We start from the raw sequence: 23566 nt of genomic DNA on the forward strand, positions 1-23566 counted from the left end.
AAATAACACGAATAGCTATGGCAACCGTAAACTTTATGCTAACCTCTCCTATCGCCGTGGACGGTGATATGAATGTGACCGAAACAAAAATGGTCATGAGAGTTAACGAACTCTTTCAGGAGCTTCGGCAGATATCCGGAGTCCAAGTGGCCATGAGCGACATCGGATATGCCGATGGGACGGATTATTGTGCCACCGTATCGGTAAAAAATCAATGGTATGCGTCGGCTGTGCAACTTCGGAGAGTTGCAGAACAATTCGATTCCCAATATCGGGGGCGAGAGTATGCCGATGTGGGGCATATGAAATATTATACCGATTTGGCCCACTTGGAGCAAGTGAAAATATCAGGGTTTTGTAAAGATTTCAATGAGTTGGTATATATGACTACTGAAGGTCGTGATCGAGTTGAAAATGCGCTCGGTGTTGAGTTCGTGCGATTGCCGGTAGGGACACATATAGATTACTATAATCAACATAATTCCCTGTTCCGAATACGAGTTCAGCAATTTAACGGAGAGCTGAAGGCTGGGTACATAGACAAATATGGCATGCCGGTAGTGAAAGCGGTCTATGATGAGATTACTGCACCGGACTATAAAGGGATATGTTGTGCGAGCTTTCTGGGGAAAAAGGGTCTTGTCGCAACCGGAGACCGGCAACTTATACCGTTTGTGTATAACGAAATAAAAGGGGCGAACCTTGACTTGTTGAGAAACCCGCAGAGCCTCGATAAAGAGGTAGAAAAGAGTATTTCGATATTTTCAGAAAATGGACACATTCTTGCGGAAAAAGCGACTGATGCCGGGCAGCGCTGGGGGGTTATTGACCGAGATAACAAAGTTGTTATTCCCTTTGAGTTTGAAGCCTTGACCGAGGTTTATGCCGATGATACACGCTATGCCAAATATGGACTTCTCATTGCCGAAAGAGACGGGAAGTTCGGTATGGTCGATAAAGATGGAAGCGTGGCTGTCCCGTTTGAATATGATTATCTCGGATTACATGATCGTGATAATCCTCAATTGGGGCGAGTCGATGATGGCTACCTGTTTGCCTACAAAGATGGAAAAGTCGGAATTATTGATGTAAACCATAGAATTGCTGTTCCTTTCCGATATTCTCCCGAAGAAATATATCAGTTCGAGTATCCTCAAATTAGATTTTCAGTCCGTCCTGTGAGTAAAAATGAGATCGAATGCCAGGCTGATCTGTCTCGATTGGAAGAATTATGCAAGCGCCAGAATTGGACATATGAATGGTCTGCGGTTATTCAGGTGCGGCAAGATGGTGCGGACAGTATGAATAAGCTTGTTCAGCATTTTAAGAAAATCTCTGAATCGAGTTTGCCGGAAGCGATAGCTATTTGGGAAAAACATGCTCTTGGTAGGTTTCCAGTCCCGTCTATTGAATTGTCCGAGGAAGAACAGAAGGTATTTCGATTGGACACACCCCGGGAGAGTGATATATACCTTCGGCCCGAAGAAAGAACAGGAGTATACATTCCCCCACAGGAACGGGTCGACTCGCTTATCGAGAAGATTCGGGATGCGGAGGCGGTACGTTCCGAGATATCACATTATTCATATCATGATATGTGTGTCGCTGCTTTAGAGGGAGGTTTTTTTGAACCGGACGGAGGAGAGTATAATCGAAATAAGGAGCGTCAACTGGCCGAGATTGGACGTGAAATAGATGCCTTGTATGAACAGTTGGATCGTGCGGAAGCAAATGTCCGGAAGTTTGCTCCTCCCCTTGAGAGGCGGAAAGACATATTGGCTCCGACGACCACTCTGTATAATATTGAGCAGGGGATAAAAGAGAAAATGTCAAAACCCCGATCATCCCCAACCTGCGAACAGAAGATGTAAAAGTGTAGTCTTTAAAATACTCCTGATCCCATGAAAGTTTTAATCTCGATTAACCAAAAAGGGTCGTGTTGGAAAATTTTTGCCATCCAATCGTGGGAAGGTTCACATGGGGAGACGATTACTTGAACGATCATAGCTGTGAGCATTTTATACGAGAGATTGAGCAACATATTCATAATTTTTTTGATTGAAAAATTTAATAAACCATGATTGATTATAAAGAAGCGAAGAAATACCTTCTTCCAACATTATTGGATTATGGCTTCAAGGAGCGTAAAGACAAATCGTGTAAATCATGTCTTGTCTTTTCGGACGGCTCGGAAACACTTCTGGTATATCGCAACCAGGGGGGAGTCTACGATCATTATGTCAATAAAAGTACGTCGGACGATTATGGGGACGCCGTTCACTTCATTATGAAGCGGGTACTCAATAAAACGACCAACCTGTCCGCAGAAGATTTTTGCAAAGTGGAGGCTGAGCTGTCACGGATTGCCGGGCTTGGTGTAATTAAAGATGTTATAAATAACACATCTACGATACAGGAAAAGCAACCGTTCGATATTTCAAAGTATACGGTAGAGCGCCTTGATCTCGCGGCTGTTCCCGGGGCATGCCGGCGGTTTTTCGAGCAGCGCCACATTGATCCCGGGCAACTGGCTCCGTTCAAGTCCGTGATAGGTATCCTTGTTAGCGACCGCGGGTTTAAGCAACCGTTGTTCTATTGGCAAAATATGGACGGGAATATAGTCGGGGCGCAGTATAAATATATCAAGGACAATGTGTGTCAGAAAAGGTTCCTGAAAAATACCGATCGCAGTAATTCTCTTTGGATGACTCCTATCGAGGGTAGCAAGGCGCTGTTCGTTACGGAAGATCCGCTCGATGCAATCGCGCATAGCCAACTTTTCCCTGGCGCCCGGTATGCTTACTTCTGTACCGGAGGAACATCGACCAAAGCCCAGCGGGAGATGATTCATAGCTTTTCTCAAAAATTTAAATTACCTATCATCCTCGGAAACGATAATGATTTAGCCGGACAGTTGGAAAACTTTAAACTTGCACTTCATACGGCCAATATTGAGTATGCCATCAATAGTAAAACGCAGCGAGTTCTTCTTACCGTCAATGGCGCAGAGAGGGAATGGGGGAAGGATGAAATAGTTGCTGCCCTACAAGCAGTAATGAAGCAGAGGCCGAATATAATCCTGTCAATACCATGGGCAAAAGATTGGAATGACGATCTACGGAGCAGCAAGAAGTCTATCTCCCTGCGGATTGCTGAAAATATGGCTCGAGTGCAGATCGAGACAACCAAATCAGAACAGCGGGGAGTGATTGCCGGGAAATTGCCCTAATACTTCTGCTATACTGCTGGAGTTTCGGAACTGGACTAAAAATGTTATAAATAACATTTTAATAATCATATGTTTATATAGCGTTCGGTTTTTTGTGCAACAGCTTTTTTTTATCGGAGAAAACAGTTAGTTTTGTCAATAATATAGATTATTTAAATAATATAAATAATTAAAATGAATGGCAACACTATCTCAAATTGAAGAAGAGGATAATGAAATATATGCGTATGTCGTACTTGGTGCCATTTGCATAGGGTTTCTCTTGCTGCTGACACAATTGTATTATGCCAATTACGATTTGGTGCAACGCCTTCATATCGACATTCCGTTTCTGGATAAACATGTTTTCTCGAAAGAGGGGATGAAGTTGTTGCTGGGGGACTCCTATAAAGTCAGGAATGTTGTGCTGTTTCTTTTTGCGTTCTCGTTGACGTCTCCATCTAAAGGAGAGAAACCGACGTCTCTCTGGCGGCAGCTCGCAGGACTAGGCATTTCCGTTGCAGTATTTCATTGCTGTCGTTTTTTCTTACTTATCCCCCTTACCACAGTCGGACAGTCATTGAATATTCTCGGGTCGCTCATCAGTGCCGTGTGCATCCTCAGTTATTGTGGTCGGATTACGAGGTTTTACCTGGCGCCGGATAGTTCTCTTAACGAGAACGAACGGTTGGCAGACGGGTTTGAGCAGACTACTGAATTGATCGAAACCCCTACTTCTGTCAATTGGAAGTATGAGTTCTCGTACCAGGGTAAAATCCGCACCGGATATATCAACGAACTTGCGGTGTATAGGGCGTCATTTGTTATTGGAATGCCGGGCACCGGAAAAAGTCATTCATTTCTCGATCCTGCAATGAAGCAGCTCATTGCAAAACATTTTTCGGCAGTGGTTTATGATTATAAAGACCCGACATTAAGCAATGCGGTATATCAGTATTACGTGGCGTATAAACGGGAACACCCAAATTCCCCGTTGCGGTTCGGGTATCTGTCATATGTAAATATCAACCATACCTATCGGTGCAATCCGATGAAAGGGATCTCGACATCGGCCGAAGCGGTCAATTTCGCCATTACGATTCTGACTGCTCTGAATAAGAACTTTGTCGAAAAACAAGGCGAGTTTTTTACGGAAAGTGCGAAATCCTATACCGCGATCGTAATATATGCACTGGGGGTATTGTTCGGGGGACGTTACTTGTCATTGCCCCATACGCTCACTATGCTGTCTCAGGTGCCGTCTGTCCTGTTCCCGGTGCTGAAGCTGATCTCCGTGCTGTATCCCGATATGAAGACCCTGTTTTCGCCTTTCAAAGAGGCATACGACACAAATACGTTGCCGCAACTTCAGGGACAGTTGGCCTCGGCCCAAATCGGGTTGGGGTCAATGTCAGACGCATCATTGGCCTATGTTATGACTGAAGATGAGGAATCTCAGGATATCGCTGTCGATTTGGATACGATCTCGTCGAAAGAATCTCCAATGTTGTTATGTCTGGGCTCGAATCCACGGTTAGGGGCGGTTCTCGGGCTTGCTAACGCCGTATACCTTACACGCATTGCCAATCTGCTCAATCGCAAGGGCCGTAATCCGACAGCTTTTTTTGCCGATGAAGTGGTGACAACCTATATCAATGGTCTTGATAATTTAATCGCAACGGCGAGATCCAATAAGATTGCGGTTTTTCTGGGCTTTCAGGATTTCAGTCAGATGGTACGCGACTATGGGCAGAAGATTGCCGATGCGATCGTCAATACGGTCAATAATGTTTTTGTCGGAGCTGTCAAAGGTAAGACTGCAAAGGAACTGGCAGAAAGTTTTGGTAAGAAGACCGTAAAAAAGATCAGTAAGTCCATAACTGAAGAGGGAAAGGTGACAACTTCGATTGCCGAACACAAAGAAGACCGCATTACTCAGAGCATGATTGAGGAGTTGTCGCAAGGTGAGTTTGTCGGGCGCGTTGCGGATGAATATGGCAAGGAGATCAAATGTAAGGTTTTTCATGGTAAAGTGATCGTCGAAACGCCTGAGAAAGAGCAGCGCCTTCGGGAAGAGTTGGAGAGCCAAGCGAAAAGTGAATGTGAGAGTGAAGGCCGGCCATATCTTCCTGATGAAACCCCCTGGATGCCTAAAGTCAGGAATTGGTCGGATGAGGAGATTAAGCGCCGACTGCGGTTGAATATGATTAAGATAAATAACGAGGTTTCAGACGTGCTGCTGAGGCTGAATGAGATTGCCGATACATATAAGATTCTGACTCATTTGACAACAGGGAATGACGAATTTTGTTTGCGGCATTACCTTGCTGACCCGCAAAATCCGCAGAAACGAATTAACCTCTTCGTCTGGCTGGAGGAAGCCTACCGTATTGTGTGGCGAATGGAGGAACTTGAACTGAAAGATGATATTCTTTCTTCCGAGGAGAAATTTCTGCTTCTATTGCGGGACGTATATACGACCTCATATGAAGGGCTTCAGCAGATTCTTAAAGCCCGGGAACAATATCATGCAATGGACTTGAATTCTGTAAAACTATTGATTGATGAATATGAAGATGAATATGGAACCAATCTGGTCAATCCTTAAAATGATCGGTTATTTCCTCATGGAGCTGTTGGTATGGATCGGGACGGTTCTGTTGCATGTAACTACTTTCCTGCTCTTGTTCTTTGTGCTTAGGAAAGTAAAAAATAAACCAAAAATAAAAAAATATTATTATGAGAAAACTGGAATTTGACGGCATCATCGGTGCCATCGACGAAAAAACCAATAAGCTGGTGCTGCGAGTTGGTTCGGAAACTTACGTGAAGACTGATGAGGGAAATTTTGAAACCAAGACCGACTGGATCAATTGCTATGTGGCGCTCTCCGAAAAGGGGCGTTACCGGGTCGGTGATCGTTACTTCTTCAGGGGTAATATGATTGTTGAGCCATATGTCAGTAAGAAAGAAGAAGGTGTGGCCAAAGCTCAGATCAAAGTCTTTGTATCCGAGAAGCCGGAACTTCTTTATCGCAAGAAAGACACTGCACCTGTACCCGCTGCACCGGCTGAACTCTGCAATGATGTTGAAGACCTGCCATTTTAAATGCGAGCCTTATGAAAAGAATAGTAGCAATATGCTTATGCTTGGTAATAAGTAGCGTTTGCCGGGCGCAAGTCGGATACCAGGGACAGAGTGCAATCAGTTTTGGTGCGTCCAAAACCAACTACGGAGTTATGGCAGACCTCCGGTTCGTGAACCAGGTTACACCCAGATCCGCAGTAGGGGGTGAGGTAGTATATAACCGGGAGCAGCTCTCGACGACGGACGATGCAGATTTCAATGCGCAGCAGGTTCTTGTTGGTGTCGTATATCAGTATCCGATATTGTTCGGTCGACTCGGGTTCTTCCCCGCGGCGTCATGTCTGATCGGGGGAGAGTTCGCTGATAAAACAACATCCAAAGGCGATATGCTGAGTTTTAGCAATGGGTTTGCGTTTGGTGTTTCGGTCAATATTCCTGTCGGAGTCGTAATCGGTAAGCGATTCACAGTTTATGCAGATCCGCGGCTTATGTACATCCCCACGACTAACTTTGAGAGCTGCATCCTTTCGATCGGCGTCGGCCTGAAGTATTATTTTTAGGAGTTGTTGATATAGTCTACTCAATGGTAAATATAGTTTTTTTTGTGAAAAATAATGCGAAACAAATTTGTTTCGTAAAAATATATTTTTACCTTTGTATCAAAGATATATCTTATGACACTGAAAGAAGCATTCTCGCTATTGATAACGCAACCTCTTTGGTATAAAAACAGCGATTATATCAGACAGCAGGCTGTGCGGGACAAACGCCTGTTCTTGGCCGGCAAGTCTATTCCCGAAGAACGAATGCGAGAGTATTTGCGAGCTGCAGGCTGGGAACAGATTCAGGAAGAACAATGGGCTGAAAAGTGAATATAAAGAGAAATGAAACCGACCTTTGCGTGTAGCGTATATGCCAAAACAGAGAAACAGTGGCGAGCTCTCGCCGAACTGCTTCATAAATTGGGATACGTATGGTGTGTGGGCGTATATATGGCATACCATACCGGCATTCGGTATGACAGGTCGCAGATTGTCGTTAGAGGGCAGACTGTATACTCAAACTGGGATGAGCCTGGTATAATTGAATGTAATGGAGATACGGGGTTGTTCATGGCGCTGGTAACGATAAACGCAAACAGGGAGAAATATCGACTGTTTTCAAACGGGACTCAATATTTTGTAAGTTTGAATCGCAAAATGAAGTTGGAGTACATGGCACGTGGCTATCGTGAGGTTACGGCCGAAGAAATCCAAGAATCCCGGCAGGGGATCAAGATACGTGACTTGGAAGTGAGATAAACGGGAGAGGACGTTTTACTATTACTGAAAAAGATGGAAAATAAGGATATAGCATACCAGCTTATCGCTAACGATGTGGTCAAAATGAATAACGGAGATAACATGGTCGATGCGTCTACGGCTTACCAGGCCGTTGACCGTGCCCGAGCCGATGAACGGCATCGGTTGTTGGCCGGCTGGGAGCCGACAACGAAGCCAGTGCCGACGACCGGCCTTGTTGATGTCCTTTTTTCAGACGGGACGATCCGGGAGATCGTGGGTGACCATGTACACAACTGGGTTTATCCCTATATCGAGACTGGATATGCTGTTGCCTGGCGGCTGCGGAAAGTCGAGACCGAACAGGTGGAGAATAACTGACAATTTCTTCCCTTCACGAATCAACAATCGGATGATAATATGCCGGAGACTGAAGATAAATTGAGTTTGAGCCTGATGGCCTACCCATTTCCCGAGATCAAACGTGTCGAAGAGGTATTCTCCACGCTGAAGGCAGATGCGGCATTGCTTGAGGAGGCGAAGCGCCGCGGGTTCTACATGGGGCATACGAAAGCCAACCAGATGTTCAGCCGGTTGTTTGGCGGCGGCCGCATAATGATAAAGCCGGAAGCCGATACGGAATTTGTCCGGCGGGTGATCCCGTATCTGAAGGCATTACTGAACAGCTATGCCTTGAAACATGAAGAGAAAGAGGCGATATGTGCCATGATCTTGGACGAGATCGCTGATGACGTACTGCCAGAACCTAAAAAATAACTGTAATAAATGCCGAAGGGAGAATATACACGCACTGAAGCGGGGCGACGAGCCTATTTCGTTGTTACAGGAATAGAGTTGCCGAACACGCTTACCCATGATGAAATCAAAGCGTATTCGCATGCGCTTCCTGAAGAACAGTGGAAACGCTGCCATGAACTCTATCTCCAGTATATGAGCATCGGCCGGCCTGAGTATATGAAGAATTATGCTGAAAACTAACCCTAAATAATATGGACATTCAAATTATACAGAATAAGATCTACGAGATCCGCGGCCAACGCGTGATGTTGGATTTTGATCTGGCGAACATGTACCAGATACCGACCAAAGCCCTCAAGCAAGCCGTAAAGCGTAATATTGAGCGCTTCCCGGATGATTTTATGTTTCAATTGACAGAAAATGAATGGCGTGAACTGGTCACAAATTGTGACCGGTTGCCATCGACGATAAAACACAGTTCAGTTTTGCCCTCAGCATTTACTCAAGAAGGTGTTGCCTCATTATCTGGTGTCCTGAAGAGCCCTATGGCAGTGAATGTATATTTGTCGATTATGAGAGCTTTTGTGGCCATGCGGAACTATATTATGCAATCCTCGGTGATCCAGGCCGAGCTTGCCGAAATGCGTAACCGTGTTCAGCTCCTCGAACGCGACTGCCGGGAGAACCTGGAGGCCATGAACGACTTGAGCGAAGACGTGCGGAGAGATTTTGATACAGTATTCGAGGCAATCGGGGCCTTGTCTGTGAAACTACCGGAAGCCAAGAAGTCGCGTCAGCCGATTGGCTTTGTAACCGGCAATAAAGAAGATTAATTGTTGTTAACCAAATAAAAAACTTGCGTAAATCCACTATTATGAAAAAGATTCTGAAGCTGATGCTTACCGCCTCTGTAATCGCAGCTATGCAATTCATCGCTGCTTGTGGCGATGATTCTAAGGACGGCAATTTCCCCCCCCCTCGGAGACGGAGGTTGCAGTTCAAATAAGGCTTGCTGTAGATGATATGACGGCAACACGTTCCATAGATGAAAATGCGATTGCCGATGTGAACATTTATTTATACAGTTCCAAAAAAAACTATCACTTTTATTATGCTGAAAATGCACCGTCATTTGAGTTGCAGGTGCTTCCGGGAGAATACACCCTTTGTGTGATTACCAATATGCACAAAGATATGGGCTTGATGTCGAATTCGTTGCTTATACAACAAAAATACTACATCGAGAAAATGCAGAACGATATTCCAATGACGGCAAGTATGAAAGTCAGGATTCTTGGCGCAATGACTCTGCCTGCAATAGAAGTTACTCGAATAGCTGCAAAGATTACCTACAGCATTGCCGTAGATGATGCCGTTGCATCAGCGATAAAGTTACGTTCAGTTCAGTTTTGCAATGCTCCTTCAATGACAGTTATGTTCGGCACAGGTTCTTCATCTACAAATAAGACTTATTATTATGACGATGTTGTTGTAGACATCTATAATGACAAAATATATACCGGTGATTATTATATGCTGGACAACTGCCAAGGCGAGGTCAACAGTATTACTGATCCTAAAGACAAATCACCCGAAAATGCCCCCGAATGCGCTACCTACATGCGTATTTTAGCTGACGGGGAAAATGGTAAAATTTTAGAATACATTGTTTATTTAGGTGAAAACAGCACCTCAAATTTCGATGTCAAGAAAAATACGAAGCACACGATGAACCTTGTTATCAAAGGGGAAAATGAAATTGATAACCGGGTTACGGTTTATGAAGGAATCTACTACGGTTCTGCTAACTGCTATTTAGTCGGCCCGGATCAGACCTCGTGTGAAATTGACATCACGCCTTATCTCACAAACAGCAAATACGAGCGTACTGGAGTGAAGGCTCCCGACGCCCCGCAAGTTGCTTCAGTCACGGCGCTTTGGGGGGAAGAATTGATCCTACCGGAAGTCTCATTAGACACCGATAATAATAAAGTTACCGTATCGAGCGTACCGACAGGCAATACAGTGGTTGCCATTAAAGATAATTTAGGAACAATTCTTTGGTCGTACCACATTTGGAAACCCGAAATTGATGCTACGAAGACATTGGCATATCCCATAGCGAATCCATCTACGGGGAACTATATAGAAACCCTTCATGTTATGCCTTTGGCGTTGGGGGCTGTTAATACTGCGACTACAACAAGTTCCGACGAGCAGAAAGCCAAGGCTTGCGGTTTCTATTACCAGTGGGGACGTAAAGATCCGTTGGGACGACTGGCCTCGCTGACAACAGCTTCTTATGTTAGAACCTATCCTGCGATTGATTGGGAAACGGACATAGCTCAGGCCGGTGGGAGAACCCGTACTGAAGCTATTGCTTATTCCATAGCACACCCCACGACTTTCTTATATGGCAATAATTGGCAAAATGATTGGGTTTATGATATGTGGGATAAAACAAAAACAGTTTTTGATCCATGCCCGGAAGGGTATCGTGTTGCTAATGGTAATTCGGGATATAATTTTTGTAAAAGGAATGCTGGAAATTTTACAACTCCGAATGTCAAAGGCAGTTTCAATCTTGGATACGATTTTTATTACAATGGACAGGGATTAGGAAATACTGATTTTTATCCTACTTCGGGGAATCGTAAGACCGATGGAACCTTACAGTACACTTGTGGTATTAATCGTAATGATGCTGGCCATTATTGGTGTGGCAACGCTAATGCAAGACATGATAAAATATATAGATTTATTTTCATGGAAAATGATGTGGATGTATATTATCAGAACTTGTCATCCGGAAGTGCCTCAGCAAAGCCAGTTCGCTGTGTAAAAGAGTAAGCGTAGTTGTCGAGAAAAGACTGAAAATAGGGGGATGGTTAATCCATCCCCCATTTCAAATTCTGACCAACCCGTAGCTGTCCAGCAGACCAAAATTCTGGCTTAATAAAAGCAATTAAGCTTAAACGAATCGGAACAGCAAATCTAAAAGCACGGACAGCAGCGCAATCAGTAATTGTAACATCGCTACAATATTTGCATTCCTTTTGCGCAACCCCTCTTTTCGGTAATGTTTCATACGAAAAACTTTTGAGGTTCTCGTTTTAACCTTCCAATGAAGAACAACTGTTCTTTATGGTCTTGCGACCACCGCCCGGTTAAAACACTGGCGCTTTCAATGCCTAAAGGCACCACAAAGATAGCGATTTTCTGTTTATGTATGCAAAAACTCTTATATTTGCGGTAGAAATTTTAGAAAGTTCTTTTGCAACTAAAGATAATGAGCCTCCCAAACAGACTGAAAACAGGACGTATCTTGGGGGCATTTCTCATTTTATTTCAATACGTAAGAATTTTTTATTTCATGTGATTAATCACAAAAAATAAGTTTCTACCTTTGAAATGTTATTTATAACATTTATATATGCAATGTTCAAAGATACAATGAGGCAACGATGCCCACCCCGGAGAGGTGGATTTTTTATATCCACGCCTTTCTTGTAATTAGCGGTATTATACACCCGTGCGAAACTGTAATGGTTAGCAAAAGCCTCATTGGCCTATGAACAGCGGGGCAGGAAGAGATCATTGTGCATGGATGTTATGGGACTTGCTTCGCATATCGGTCGAATCAAAGTTCAACAAGACATGATCGGGGCATATCCGCCGACCTCAGAGTTCTGGCGATATCTTCATCTTAACGAAGAACAGGAGGTATCCGATAGTCCGGAAGGCGGTGTATCCGTTCTCTGTATAGAAGGTCGAGTCGAACAAGAAAGACCGAGATAAGCAGCTTTATGTTGTAGCTCCATAGCACTCAGATTTTATCTTTATCATAGCAATTTCAGAACACAAACAGGTATGTTATTTGTTTATATATAACCTGAAAAAAATGAAATTGTAATGGATGAAGTACAATAAATTCAGGAAAAAGCGTTATCTTTGCAAAAGCAAAGTATCCGAACATCAAACAAATCGCACAATGAAACCGACTGCAAAAAAATCTGTCAATATCTTGGAAAAGATGTTGGAAGATAAAAAGGCGATACAGAAATGTATTCGTCAGGGGGGCGATTTGAAGAAACTCGCCCAAAAACGTCATGTCAGATTTGTTACACCCTTATGACTATAAGGAGCAAGACAAATTCTATGAGTTCACCACAGCAAGAGGAATCGTATATGTCGCTTATTTCCTTGCTATGGCCGAATACGGCCCTGCTTTTACCAACGTCTATACTTTTAACTTCGAACCTCGCACTAAGGTAGACGATGCTCCACACGATGAGCGCATCGCAGATACCATTTGCTCCATCATAGAAAGGATATTTGTCAATGACCGCAATGCGGTTATCATCGTTTGCGACAGTACGGATCACCACGAGCAAGGACGTAATCGTCTGTTTCAACAGTGGTATGCGCGCTTGAACAATAAATCGATAAGTAAAGTAGACAAGCAATATCAGTCAGAAGATTACGACATCTATTCTTCTTTACTGATCCATCTTGACAATCCTGATCTGGAGGAAATAACCTTTGCATTTAACCAGTTGGCAGAAACCGGATTTATCCCGGAAGAAGATTAAGGAGATCGATCACAGGACTCTGGGACGAATACAATCGGGTCGAGCGTGAAGCTCTGTCCGCTTACGACGGTTTTGGAGAAGGATGTTGCCGACGTGAAGCTCCCGCCGGCCGCACAAGTCGCCTTTATCGTGACAGGCCCGGAATAGTCGGTCACGGTCATTTTTAGCGTAGCCAGTCTATTTGGGGAATTAATCACAAAAAATAGGTTTCCGCCTTTGAAATGTTATTTATAACATTTATATTTGCAATGTTCAACGTTCACATAGGCGGCAGATGTCCGCCAATAGCGGGCATTTATTATGCGCGTAAATTTAGGTTTCGTACCCCCGTGCCGAGTGGTTAATGCCCCGGTAAGCCTATGTGGTGTTGAACAGCGGGTCAGGCGAAACCTTTTTATTGTTTAACGGTTTAATGTTCAAACCACATGCAAAACAAACCTATCCGTCCGGGCTACGTGCCTGTGACTATCGAATTGCCGGCCGCTTTGGCCGAGAAATTCCGGCAGCAGAATTACAATTGGCAGCCTCTTATCGAATTAATCGGAGGCGACTGTTCTTCTCCTTTTGCTATTGCCGAAACCCTTTTGACGCTTTACTTTGAGTTAACTCGTCTTATCGTGCGGCAACGCGAGGAACTTACCGGTAACGATTTGGAACTGATCGAACATTTGTTTACGCTCGAGCAACTCTATCGGGCCTTGCATGCGATGTCCGTTCCAGTTGCTACTTCCCCTGATGCGCCGGTTGACGCCTTGGGGCAACAGTCGTGATGCCATGGATGATCTCCAGCTAATCCAGAACAAGATCTACGAGATCCGCGGCCAGCGGGTCATGCTGGATCGTGATCTGGCGGAAATGTACGGGGTAACAACAAGTGCCCTTAATCAGGCTGTAAAGCGTAATGCTCAACGTTTTCCGGAAGAATTTATGTTTCAGATGACCGATGTTGAAGTAGAAAATTGGAAATCACAAATTGTGATATCCAATTCTATTACCAGAGGCTTACGACATAAACCTTACGTGTTTACCGAACAAGGGGTGGTCATGCTTTCATCAGTACTCAGAACCCCTATCGCAATACAGGTCTGCATTTCTGTTGTGAAAGCATTTGTTGCGATGCGTACTTACCTCACGACTACGTCACCCGAAACTCTTGCTGCTCGTCTTGAGTCGATAGACCGCCGCCTGCTGGAACTTGAGCAGACCCGCATCGCCGGCGAACTCGGCCCCGTCCGGGAGCATCCCCTTCCCGAACGGCTGTCCGATGAAGCCATACTGGTAGACTATTCTGAGCGGGCCGTTGTCGTTTTCACCGACAACCGACTGGATCGGAGGTTGCTCAAGTGGCTCGGCGCCCGTTACAACGGATGGTTGATATGGAACGGCGAACGAGTTGCGGGCTGGGTCTATCCCAAGTCCTGCATAGCAAAACTCGATAAGTACCTTCCGGCAGATATTTCACGGGATAAGTCAAAATTTAACAAGTAATTTTGCCGGACGAGGAAAAAACCTTATTTTTATTATTGTTAACCAAAAAACTTGCATAAATATTAATTCTCACATTATGAAATCCTTTGTAAAATTTCTGTTTATGGCTGCCTCTGCCATGACGGTGATGTTGTTCCCCTCTTGCGATAAGGACGACGACGGCGGTTCAGCCGGCGGGTTCGATGTGCATGTCCCGAGTTTCGTGAAAGGCACTACTCCGATCCGCGTGGATCTGGGCGTAAGCTGCGACAAAGCCCCTACGGTCACTTTCGCTACCGAAGGCGATGCGCTGGGCGTTGTCAGCCCCGTTGAGAATCCGGAGTTCGACACGGATTACGTCTATGCCGGCGAGCCGATCGACGCGAGCTTCGTGAACGGCCGCGCTACGGCTTCGTTCTGGTATATCCCCCTTACACCGGGCAACCATGCCGTTACCTTCACGGTCAACTATACGCAAAACGGTGCGGCCAAGACCGGCACGAACCGCAAGGTATTGAAGGTATCCGATGCCTCGAACGGCGGGTTCTATCCGGAGGTTGTTGGTGAAGCTGCGGGTTATTACTTTTCTTTTAGAAATGAACTTGAAAAGTTTAAACGAGGTTGTGATTTTTACGTGGCTTTTGTTTCCCTCAATGGCAAAACCGATCCTAAGCCGTTTAATATCCTGATTTCTCAAGGAAAGAATAATGCTGTTATGGCAAAGGATACCTTCTATTCAATTAGTGGCGGCAAGTGGGATGATGGTTGGCAAAATTGGATTGATGGTGATGGCATGGTAATACGGGAAGGTGTTTCCGGGGAGATTACACTCAAACTCATTTTTAGGGACAATTATAATCGCTGCCGAGATGTCGAGGTTAAGACTGATGCGAATGAGGAGGTAATTTCATCCATAGCCAGTGATTATTATTTGTGGCCTCGTAATAAGTAATATATTGTTCCCCTGTAATACACAAGTCCCCAGAAACTTTGCAGTTTCTGGGGACTTTGCTCATTGTTTAAATTGACGAGATCTGATTACTAAAGGTTATTTGTTATGTTGATGAGTTTTATATCAGTAACTATTTGTAAATCATTCTTTGGATAACTATTTGACACAGATATTTGCGAGGGTAATAGTGTCGGTTTATTAAAGAAATACTTGATAAACGTCCTGTCCATCATTTTCGCCGCAATAGCTTCGCTTTCGGTAAATGGCAACAGGAGTATCGTGTCGCCTTCGGTGTAAGGAGCGAGCAGGGGATTTTTGGCATCGAGCCCGGTCATATTGCTCACGCTGGTCAATGTGTATGAAATACCTTGTGCATCGGCATATGTTGTGTTTATGGGGGCGAACTCATGCCCGGAAATACTGGGGCTGTTAATCGTCCGCTCGACGGGTGCCCACTGTCCGCTGCTGGTGTCTTCGGCACCGGTTATCTCATATGCCCGAAAGGTGGGGTATAGCTGAATCTTGAGGAGCTGTGCGGACTCGATGGGTGCAGGGTAGTCGAGCGCCGGAGTAAATGCTACCCGTGCAATCACAGTCTTATACCCGAACCAGTATACATATGTCGAAGTGTATGCCGGCTTATAGGACGTTTGCCGTGTATTCGAGTCGTAGGATATACTGATCTTAGGCGTTAGCTTCGTTGCCACGATGTTGTTTGTTACGGTTTTTGAACCGATCTTTATTCCCGTCGAAGTGGTAACGTCGAGGGTATACGATATGTTTCCGACCGCCGTGGGGACGAATACGATCGGGTCGAGTGTGAAGCTCTGTCCGCTGACCACGGTCTTCGAGAACGAAGTCGTCGATGTGAACAACCCTCCGGCCGCACAAGTCGCCTTTATCGTGACGGGCCCGGAATAGTCGGTTACGGTCATTGTTACGGTGTTCTTATTGTACATGTAGGTCGAGTTCTTGTTCTGCTGGTTGCAGGAGATCTCGACCTTTGGCTGTTTCTCCAGTGCGAACTTAGCGTATATGGAACTCTTGGCCTTTGTCGGGGCATACATGTACGAAGCCGAGGCGGACAGCAGTTGCGTATAAGCCTGATCTGCATACCATCCGTCGAAAGCGTATCCGTTGCCGTCCACGGCTGTGAACGTGCAGCCGTCTTCGTAGCAGTATGCAAGCACGTAGTTCGTCCCCGCGGCCTTGGCCAGTTCGCCGCTTACGGTCACCGAGCCTGTCCCGGTGGTAAAATATGCCTGTACCATGTTCGCGAATTCACAGGCGAAGTTGAATTTCGTACTTTCGCCTGCATTGTCGTTTACGACGACCTGGTACTGCACCTGCGAGTTTACGCCCTTTTTGACCAACGAGGGAGCATATCTCAGGTCGTAACGCTGGCCGCCTCTTTGGGGTATATATAACTCCACGTCGGGGCCGAAGTTCCAGCCGCCATCCCCGGCTGCGAATTTCTCGCCGTCGCCTTTCATCACCTTCAGCGTTCCTGTGAACGTATAGTCGCTCTTGTTCGTCACGTAGATGTCGAGTCCTCCGTAATCGTTGTCCGGGACGTTGTATTTTCTGGGCCACCAGTCCGTGATGTCGAGCGTATAACTGGAGATGCGGGTGTCGGTCTCGTTGTCACCGGAGAGGGTGATGTTGTAGGTGTGTGCTTCGTTGGGCCAAACGTTGAAATCTGAGGTGTTGTTTGCCCCGAGGTAGACTATATAATCCACGATTTTATTTTCCCCGCTGCGTCCGCGTATGCGGAAGAAGGATGCGTTTTCCGGCGCGTTTTCTGCGTTTTTCTGTTTCTGGTCTTTAATCGTACTATTCTCCCCACGTCGGTTGGAAAGCATGTAGAATAAGCCGGACGCACTCTTTGCCCCTTCGGGCAGCGTGCGGACTTCGCTGTCATAAAAACCGTAGGATGGATCAGTCAAGTCCATCTGTTCCTCGCAGATGAGATAATCCTTATTGGGCATGCTGCACAACTGCACAGAGAGGATCTCTATCTCTTTGTCGGGTGCAACAGTTATGTTGTATGCGATCTTCGCGGCGTTACGCTTGACGCTTACCTGAATTACTTTTGTTGTCAGGTCGAGCTTTTGGTATGCGTAGCCATACATGGTGAGTGTTCCTTCCTGGGGTGCGTCTGTCCTGTAATTTATGAGGGCGCTATAAGGGAGTTCGCCGAGATCCTTGTGCTGATTGACCGCAGCGTGAATGCTGTAAGTGCCGGGAGCTATATCTATTTGGTGAGAAGCACCGGTAGCGTAAAAATGATATGACTGTCCGTTCCCGTAGAGATATAGGTTCACGTCCTGGATTGTGTTCTCATCTGTTGCCCGGGCCTTTGCCGCCGGCTGTTCGGGCTGTAACTCCAATGTAACTACAACAGTTCTCCCGTCGGGACATATCTCGCCCACGAACTGCTGGCATCCCGAGAGTAGGATTAACGATAAAAAGCTGTTTAAGAGATATTTCATAAGTGTAAAGTTAAAATGTAAATCGACGGCGGGCCTTTCACCCGCATTGCGTATCCGTTCCGCACAATCCCATAGTCACGTCCCTGTCATGGACTGAATGCGCCGTTCTGTTTTTTGAACTACGCCGATCTGTGGTTATCTGGTCATTGTTATGTCTGAGGGCAGGTAGTATTTCGTCGTTTGCGACTCGACGGATCTGTCGTTGTAATTGAACTTGAAGCCCGGGTTGTCGGCCGGGCGTATCGAGACGGAGAATTTTTCGTCGCAGCGCCAGAGGAATGTCGATTTCGTCGCCCCTTTGGGTATCGTCGGCATCCCGGCGGACTTCCGGCCTACGGGCGGGATCTTCGATGTGTCGAGCCTGTACTCCTCGTAGTAGAACTTCACCGGCTCGGAAGCCTTGTAGTCGGCCGAATACTGCGTGCGGTAATCGTAGGCTACCTTCGGTACGGGACGTCCGCCTTCCATGACGAGATACTGAAATTCTATCCGGGCGATTCCCTGCCGGGTTATGTTTACTGTCCGGGGCTTGAGTCTGACTTCAAGTTGCGTGATGCAGTCGCGCGCGAGTGTGAGCGCATAGGTCGCCTCGTCGGATAGGAGCTGTCCGGATGTGTCGTACCAGCCCTCGACCTCGAAGTTGAACAATTCGTCGTTCACCAGCTTGAGCGTTACCGTCTCGCCTTCGATGTTGTGCTCCCCGGCCCCGTCGATGGTGAAGCAGCCCTCGACGACGCTTGTCACGACGATGTTTTTCACGACGTCCATGTATGCGCGTGCTTTTGCCGACGCCTTCCCTGCCGCGATCTCGAATTCGAGAATCTGCTCGCCGATCTCTTCGGGTGCATACTCGAACGTCACGTCGGCATCTACGGGACAAGCCTGGCCGTTCACGGCGTTTCCGTTCAGGAATATCTTGCCTTTGCCCAGACTGACGGCCGGTGTCACGATGAATTTCCCATCTGCGCCCGGAACACCTTGAATGTGTAGCTGCACCGGAATCCGGGCATCGGCCGCGGGGTTTACGATCTTCGCTTCGCAGACAGCTTCGGCCGTGATTTCTGATGGCGCTGTTACCGTGACCTTCAGGTCTTGCTGTTCACTGACTTCGCCATCAGGTGACTTGGCCTGAAAACTTACGAGCAGATCTCCCGCTTGGGCTGGGGTAATTACAAGGCGTGCATTCTTGGCCGAGAGCTGCACCCATTGGCCCGATGTGTCCATGTCGCTCCCGTCGAGTGTGAGCGTGGCCTTCCCTTCGCGGATGAACGCTGAGAGGGAGAAGTTGCCGTCTACGCCTTCCTGAGAGACGGCCAGCGTAAGACTTACGGCCTGTCCCAGTTCACAGACCGTTGCGACGGTAGACAGGGATAGTTGCGGCTTCGGCTCGACGATCTGGTATTTCGACGAGGAGCATCCGGCCGATACGAACAGCGCCAATGCGTAAAATAGGGTCGTTCTCATGGTGTCGTCAGTTTGTTACGATGATCTCAAGAGTCTTGAATTGGGTGGTATATCCGTCCGTTGCCGAGAACTGGAGACGGTGCATGCCCCGCTCGGCGGCAGTGTAGTAGAGCGGCTGTTCGCTGTTGGCCGGCACGGAGAACGCTTCGGCCGGGGTGACGGCTACGGCCCCGTACTGGAGCGTGCCGCTGCCTGTCAGTTGCGTGTAGGTTACGGGGATCGCCCCTGTCCATCCGGATTTTGTGAGGAGCATCGTCATTTCGATCCGCTCGGTGATGGATGCCGTTTCGGGGTATTCGACCTCCAGTGCGAGTGCGGGACTCTTCTGAACGTTGAAGTTGACGAAGCTGCGGCCGGACTGCTCGCCCTCTTTGGTTTTGACCTCGAAGGATATGCGCAGCGGCCCGGCCAGCGTCGGCGTGAGCGTCAGGATCTCCGTAGTGTTGGACATCGACGTCCATGTGCCGTCGGTCGGGAGGTTGCTGCCCTGCATCGAGAGCTCGCAGGCCCCTTCGCTGAGTACGGCCGAGAGCTGAAATTCCCCGTCGTACCCCTGCTGCGAGACCTTGAGCTGGAGATACGCCGGCTGGTTGATGATGTAGACGTCCTGCAAGGCCGTCACTTCGAGCGTCGGCCGAGGCTCGGTGATCCGATATTCGGATTTTCCGCAACCGAAGGCTGCCATGGCCCAGAGGTATAGGAGTGTCGTTCTGAAAAGTTTCATAGGGTAGTCGTTTGAATTATCACAGCTCTTCCGTCTACAAGTCGCGGACGGGATATGTCCGGTTGTCGGGTTCGTAGAGGAAAAAATATATTCGTTCGAATTGTGTGAGACTGATTGCCCAAAGGTGCAATCCATCTGCGGCAGTGGAGGATATGTAATGCTCGTTGGCTTTTAGTTTTCTGCCACCTATCAAGCTCAGACATCGTTGTACTTCGTCCAGATTTTGACGTATCAAATACATTTGTCCCGCAGCTGGCTGGTACCATTTGCCCGGATTATCTTTATCGTAGTTGTAACATTTTTCGGTGAACTCGATTTTCCGCATAACGTCTTTGGCATTGAGTAATGCCTCTGTGTTTTTTCGGCCGTTATAATCAAATTTGGCTTCTCTCCAGTCCTGAATGACCGTGAGGTCAGAAACACTCGTGAACTCACCACCGCCCCAATCTCCGATAACGGGATCCGGGGCCATCAGAAACCTGCATTCCTCCGTGATGATTGCGACACCTTCAGCTTGCTCTTCCCATTCTTTGTTCCATACCGTACTTGGGTAGTAGAGTGAATTGCAGTAAATATATACGCCGGGCTCGGGATTCGTGAGGCTTCCGTTAATCCCCTTGACTTCGACTTCGATGTCCACTTCGGAAACACTGATGTCGTCCTTTACTACGCAATGGATTTTGTGTATACCCGTTACATGGGGTTGGTAAGAGAGCATATTATGGGAGTCTGCAGGACAGTAGAAACGATTTCCGGCAATGCCGTTTTCGAGTATGAAAAATCCGTTGCCTTCAGTTGACAGTTGTACGAAAAAGTCACCGGCATAATTCTCTTTGGTTGCTGTTAAAATAAATTTAAACTGCTGTTCCAAATTGATTGTCGGGGTGATACATTCGACATTCGTTATGATTTCCGCAGTATTGACACTCACTGCATAAATTCTTTTTTCGACCTTTGTCCCGTCGGCCGAGATTGCATAGATACCGAAGTTGAACGGCTGTTTGGCCGTCGCCCCGGCTTGGGGCGTAATTTTCAGGTGGAGCACCTTCGAGGAGAACTCCTCGTTGACGATCTCGTAGGGAATCTGCTGTTCGGCTTGCCATTGCAGTTCATGGCCGTCTACTGTTGCCACGGCCTTACCTCCGTTGCAGGAGGTGTTCAACAGGAAATAGTCTGCTGCCGGATTCTTTTCGGTGATTGTCAGTGTTGCCTCGATTACTTCGCCTAACTCGTATTCTCGGCTCTGGTAATCGAGTGTCATGCTGATTGAGGGTTTCGGGCCGGGAGTATCCGGCTCTGCGGAGTCTTTGCTGCACGCCGTCGTTGCGGCCAGTAGCAGCATGAGAATTGTCTTGTAAGTTTTCATGACGCAAAATATTTGGAGTTGTGTCGCCGACGGGACTCGAACCCGCAACCTCATGCCCGGATCCAATTTACTAATCTATTCGTATGAAAGAAACCGGACATGCGCTCTTCCGATTGAGCTACGGCGACTTGAATCACCCCCGGCCGCAGCCGGGGATGATTGGGGAAAAGGTAGGGTTTACTGCCCCAAGTTCACGTCTTGCGTGGACAAGGCATCCCAGTTTGCGACGGTCACGGCCAAAGTCACGTCCTGTCCTGTGAGTCCGTCGAGCTTCGCATTGACTTTGTAGGAGCCGTTTCGTGCGATCTTGCCGCCGGTTGCTCCCGTGAGTTCCGTTTCGTAGGTGACGGCCAGCTGGTCGGTCGTAGTCGAGAGGTTGCCGTCAGCATCATAAACGGCATTGAGGACTACTTTTATTCGCGATCCCGTAGCGGCTGCGGCCTTCTCGTTGATGTAGAAAAGGTTGTTGTACTTGTAGGCGTTTGTTTTCGACGCTCCGGTCTTGTCGCAGTAGGCGTCCTGTGCCGAGGTGAAGGAAGAACTTACGGTTGCATATTTGTTCGCCGTCTGGTCAATCAGATAAGATTTCTCGGCTCCTTTGCTCAATGTAATTTTCTTGATCTCGATACAACCGTTGCCATATTTGCTCCGGAACGCATCCGTCATGGTGGTCTGAATCTCGACCTTCGCCACGACGCGCTTCACGGTCATGGTTACGGACGTTGTCCCTGCTGTGATTTTGGCGGTTGTAGCTCCGGTCATTACGAATCCTCCGGAGCGCATGGCCTTTGTCGTGACGTTTGCGTAGGTGCCGTTGTAGGAGGCGATGTCGCTCTCCAACTCTTCGAGCAGCTTGGTCTTGGTGGTGATGTTATCCGCTATGTTACGGTTGATAACGACATAGAAATCACACGAGGCATCGGCGCTCACGCCCGGAAGTACGAACTTGATCGGCGTCGTGGTCGAGCCGTTCACTTCGGCGGCGGTCAGTACGCGGCGCAGGATTTGCGTGCCCGAGGTGTTGTAGACGATAAGTACAGCGGAGGAGATCGACTTCTCCCAACTTTCGGTAGTGCCGGAGCCAAAGGCGCGAGTTCCGTCAGCTACACTTTCATTTTTCAGGATAAGTTCGATTTCGCCTTCCTTTCCACCGTTGGTCGGTGTAGGATTAACTTCGTCTTTCGTGCAGGCTGCAAGCAGCATCGGCATTACCGCGATTGCGGTCAGTTTCATAAAAAATTTTTTCATAAAGGGATGATTAAAAAATTAAGTGAGAAAATAAGTTATTTTCGAGCCTATGCTCCGAAATGTTCTTCTTGAATGACAATTCCTTCCCAGTCGGAGATAATTACCATCACATTGGCTCCGTTCAGGAGAATGCGGATGTCTATCTCGACGTCGTGTCCCGGATTAGGGGCGATCTCTATGTAGCGTTGTATCGTGGCCACAAAGAGTTCATGCCCGTAAATCGAGGTGGGATCGTCGGTGTAGATGCCGATTGAGATTGGCGAGTCCGAAGGAAAGTAGGGCGTGTAAAACGATCCCGACATGGTGCCGGCCGCCGGGTCGCGGGCCAGTTGGGGACGATACATTCTGAAGCCGCCGCAGGGCTTGTTGTCAAAACTCAGAGCGGCGTAGTTGTTCAGCCCGAAATAGAAATCTTCGGGGTTGTTGATGTTCTGCATCCCTTCGACACGGACGTTGACCTTGTAAACGGACTTGAACAGGTCGATGTCGAAGCGCAGCGAGTCGCCCTTTTGGATCGGCGTCTGGATGCGGTTGAAGAAAAGCGGGTCGGCACCCGTATCTGGGAAGGTGATTGCAGCGTCCCGGATGTTGTCTGCCGACACCGTGGAGCCATGCCCTACATTCGCAAGCGTCACAATCCCATATTCTCCATTGGAAATGTAGGTCTGCATGGCTCCGGTATCGGTCAGGAATTCGTCCCGCGTAAGCGTCGTGTCGCGGTACTGCCTGCCGGTCTTCAGGTCGAAGAAGAACAGGCGCAGGGTCTGCACCTCGTCCATGGTGTCGTGCTCCCCGTCGTTGTAGTTGTAGCGCAGGTATACGATGGCCTTGCGCTTCACATCGACGTCGATGTCGTCGTGGATCTCGCAGCCGGGGAGAAGGCTCGCGAGCCAAATCCCCGTGAGTATGTAGCAGAGGTATTTCATA

At 47.4% G+C, this 23566-nt stretch carries 22 protein-coding genes, 1 tRNA gene and 1 pseudogene; 17 read left to right on the plus strand and 7 right to left on the minus strand.

Translation table 11 applies throughout. From position 1 onward, the window contains the following. The first annotated feature begins 17 nt into the window (after positions 1-17). From ALFI_RS09185 to ALFI_RS09270, 17 genes and pseudogenes are all read left to right on the plus strand, one after another. Positions 18-1871, plus strand: coding sequence for a WG repeat-containing protein (locus ALFI_RS09185; RefSeq protein WP_014775598.1), 1854 nt, complete (start codon positions 18-20; stop codon positions 1869-1871). A gap of 206 nt (positions 1872-2077) precedes the next feature. Further along, entirely contained in the window at positions 2078-3229 is a 1152-nt protein-coding gene (locus ALFI_RS09190) for a toprim domain-containing protein (RefSeq protein ID WP_014775600.1), read from the plus strand. Between the two features lie 178 nt (positions 3230-3407). Continuing rightward, positions 3408-5816 carry a TraM recognition domain-containing protein gene (locus ALFI_RS09195; protein WP_014775601.1) on the plus strand — a complete coding sequence of 803 codons (2409 nt, stop codon included), beginning with the start codon at positions 3408-3410 and terminating at the stop codon, positions 5814-5816. 131 nt (positions 5817-5947) lie between these two features. Beyond that, positions 5948-6316: a hypothetical protein gene (locus tag ALFI_RS09205; protein ID WP_014775603.1), complete on the plus strand. Its 369-nt coding sequence runs from the start codon at positions 5948-5950 to the stop codon at positions 6314-6316. A gap of 11 nt (positions 6317-6327) precedes the next feature. Next, the gene (locus tag ALFI_RS09210; protein WP_014775604.1) at positions 6328-6855 is read left to right on the plus strand and encodes a hypothetical protein; all 528 of its coding nucleotides are present in this window, start codon (positions 6328-6330) and stop codon (positions 6853-6855) included. Positions 6856-6969: 114 nt separating this feature from the next. Then, a complete protein-coding gene (locus ALFI_RS09215) occupies positions 6970-7167 on the plus strand; it encodes a hypothetical protein (RefSeq protein WP_014775605.1) in 198 nt (65 codons plus the stop codon). A 462-nt stretch (positions 7168-7629) separates the two neighbouring features. Continuing rightward, the gene (locus tag ALFI_RS09225) at positions 7630-7956 is read left to right on the plus strand and encodes a hypothetical protein (protein WP_014775607.1); all 327 of its coding nucleotides are present in this window, start codon (positions 7630-7632) and stop codon (positions 7954-7956) included. A gap of 39 nt (positions 7957-7995) precedes the next feature. Then, the gene (locus tag ALFI_RS09230; protein WP_014775608.1) at positions 7996-8352 is read left to right on the plus strand and encodes a hypothetical protein; all 357 of its coding nucleotides are present in this window, start codon (positions 7996-7998) and stop codon (positions 8350-8352) included. A gap of 9 nt (positions 8353-8361) precedes the next feature. After that, positions 8362-8574, plus strand: coding sequence for a hypothetical protein (locus tag ALFI_RS09235; protein WP_014775609.1), 213 nt, complete (start codon positions 8362-8364; stop codon positions 8572-8574). Between the two features lie 11 nt (positions 8575-8585). Then, complete coding sequence (locus ALFI_RS09240) at positions 8586-9167, plus strand: ORF6N domain-containing protein (protein WP_014775610.1); 582 nt, start codon at positions 8586-8588, stop codon at positions 9165-9167. Positions 9168-9208: 41 nt separating this feature from the next. Continuing rightward, entirely contained in the window at positions 9209-9340 is a 132-nt protein-coding gene (locus ALFI_RS17615) for a hypothetical protein (RefSeq protein WP_014775611.1), read from the plus strand. Positions 9341-9357: 17 nt separating this feature from the next. Continuing rightward, complete coding sequence (locus tag ALFI_RS09245; RefSeq protein WP_014775612.1) at positions 9358-11184, plus strand: DUF4906 domain-containing protein; 1827 nt, start codon at positions 9358-9360, stop codon at positions 11182-11184. A 1066-nt stretch (positions 11185-12250) separates the two neighbouring features. Beyond that, the gene (locus ALFI_RS16570; RefSeq protein WP_014775613.1) at positions 12251-12469 is read left to right on the plus strand and encodes a hypothetical protein; all 219 of its coding nucleotides are present in this window, start codon (positions 12251-12253) and stop codon (positions 12467-12469) included. After that, positions 12444-12926: a DUF6169 family protein gene (locus ALFI_RS09255; protein WP_014775614.1), complete on the plus strand. Its 483-nt coding sequence runs from the start codon at positions 12444-12446 to the stop codon at positions 12924-12926. The genes ALFI_RS16570 and ALFI_RS09255 overlap by 26 nt, the downstream gene beginning before the upstream one ends. A gap of 425 nt (positions 12927-13351) precedes the next feature. Next, positions 13352-13696 (plus strand): hypothetical protein, encoded by a 345-nt coding sequence (locus ALFI_RS09260; protein ID WP_014775615.1) that lies wholly within the window; start codon positions 13352-13354, stop codon positions 13694-13696. A 4-nt stretch (positions 13697-13700) separates the two neighbouring features. Then, a pseudogene (locus ALFI_RS17440) lies at positions 13701-14195 on the plus strand (ORF6N domain-containing protein); the annotation flags it as partial. 295 nt (positions 14196-14490) lie between these two features. Further along, positions 14491-15345 (plus strand): hypothetical protein, encoded by an 855-nt coding sequence (locus tag ALFI_RS09270; RefSeq protein ID WP_042493502.1) that lies wholly within the window; start codon positions 14491-14493, stop codon positions 15343-15345. 89 nt (positions 15346-15434) lie between these two features. Here ALFI_RS09270 and ALFI_RS09275 read toward each other — a convergent pair whose 3' ends face one another. From ALFI_RS09275 to ALFI_RS09300, 7 genes are all read right to left on the minus strand, one after another. Further along, a complete protein-coding gene (locus ALFI_RS09275; RefSeq protein WP_014775618.1) occupies positions 15435-17837 on the minus strand; it encodes a DUF4906 domain-containing protein in 2403 nt (800 codons plus the stop codon). A gap of 135 nt (positions 17838-17972) precedes the next feature. Further along, a complete protein-coding gene (locus tag ALFI_RS09280) occupies positions 17973-19301 on the minus strand; it encodes a hypothetical protein (protein ID WP_014775619.1) in 1329 nt (442 codons plus the stop codon). A gap of 7 nt (positions 19302-19308) precedes the next feature. After that, positions 19309-20025, minus strand: coding sequence for a hypothetical protein (locus ALFI_RS09285; RefSeq protein ID WP_014775620.1), 717 nt, complete (start codon positions 20023-20025; stop codon positions 19309-19311). A 34-nt stretch (positions 20026-20059) separates the two neighbouring features. Beyond that, positions 20060-21391, minus strand: coding sequence for a hypothetical protein (locus ALFI_RS09290; protein ID WP_014775621.1), 1332 nt, complete (start codon positions 21389-21391; stop codon positions 20060-20062). Positions 21392-21412: 21 nt separating this feature from the next. Next, a tRNA-OTHER gene (locus ALFI_RS16930) sits at positions 21413-21519 on the minus strand. Between the two features lie 49 nt (positions 21520-21568). Continuing rightward, complete coding sequence (locus ALFI_RS09295; RefSeq protein WP_014775622.1) at positions 21569-22624, minus strand: DUF4906 domain-containing protein; 1056 nt, start codon at positions 22622-22624, stop codon at positions 21569-21571. Between the two features lie 62 nt (positions 22625-22686). Continuing rightward, positions 22687-23565, minus strand: a complete 879-nt coding sequence (locus ALFI_RS09300) for a FimB/Mfa2 family fimbrial subunit (protein ID WP_014775623.1) — start codon at positions 23563-23565, stop codon at positions 22687-22689. Position 23566: the final 1 nt, after the last annotated feature.

The sequence above is a fragment of the Alistipes finegoldii DSM 17242 genome (assembly GCF_000265365.1).
GTDB lineage: Bacteria > Bacteroidota > Bacteroidia > Bacteroidales > Rikenellaceae > Alistipes > Alistipes finegoldii.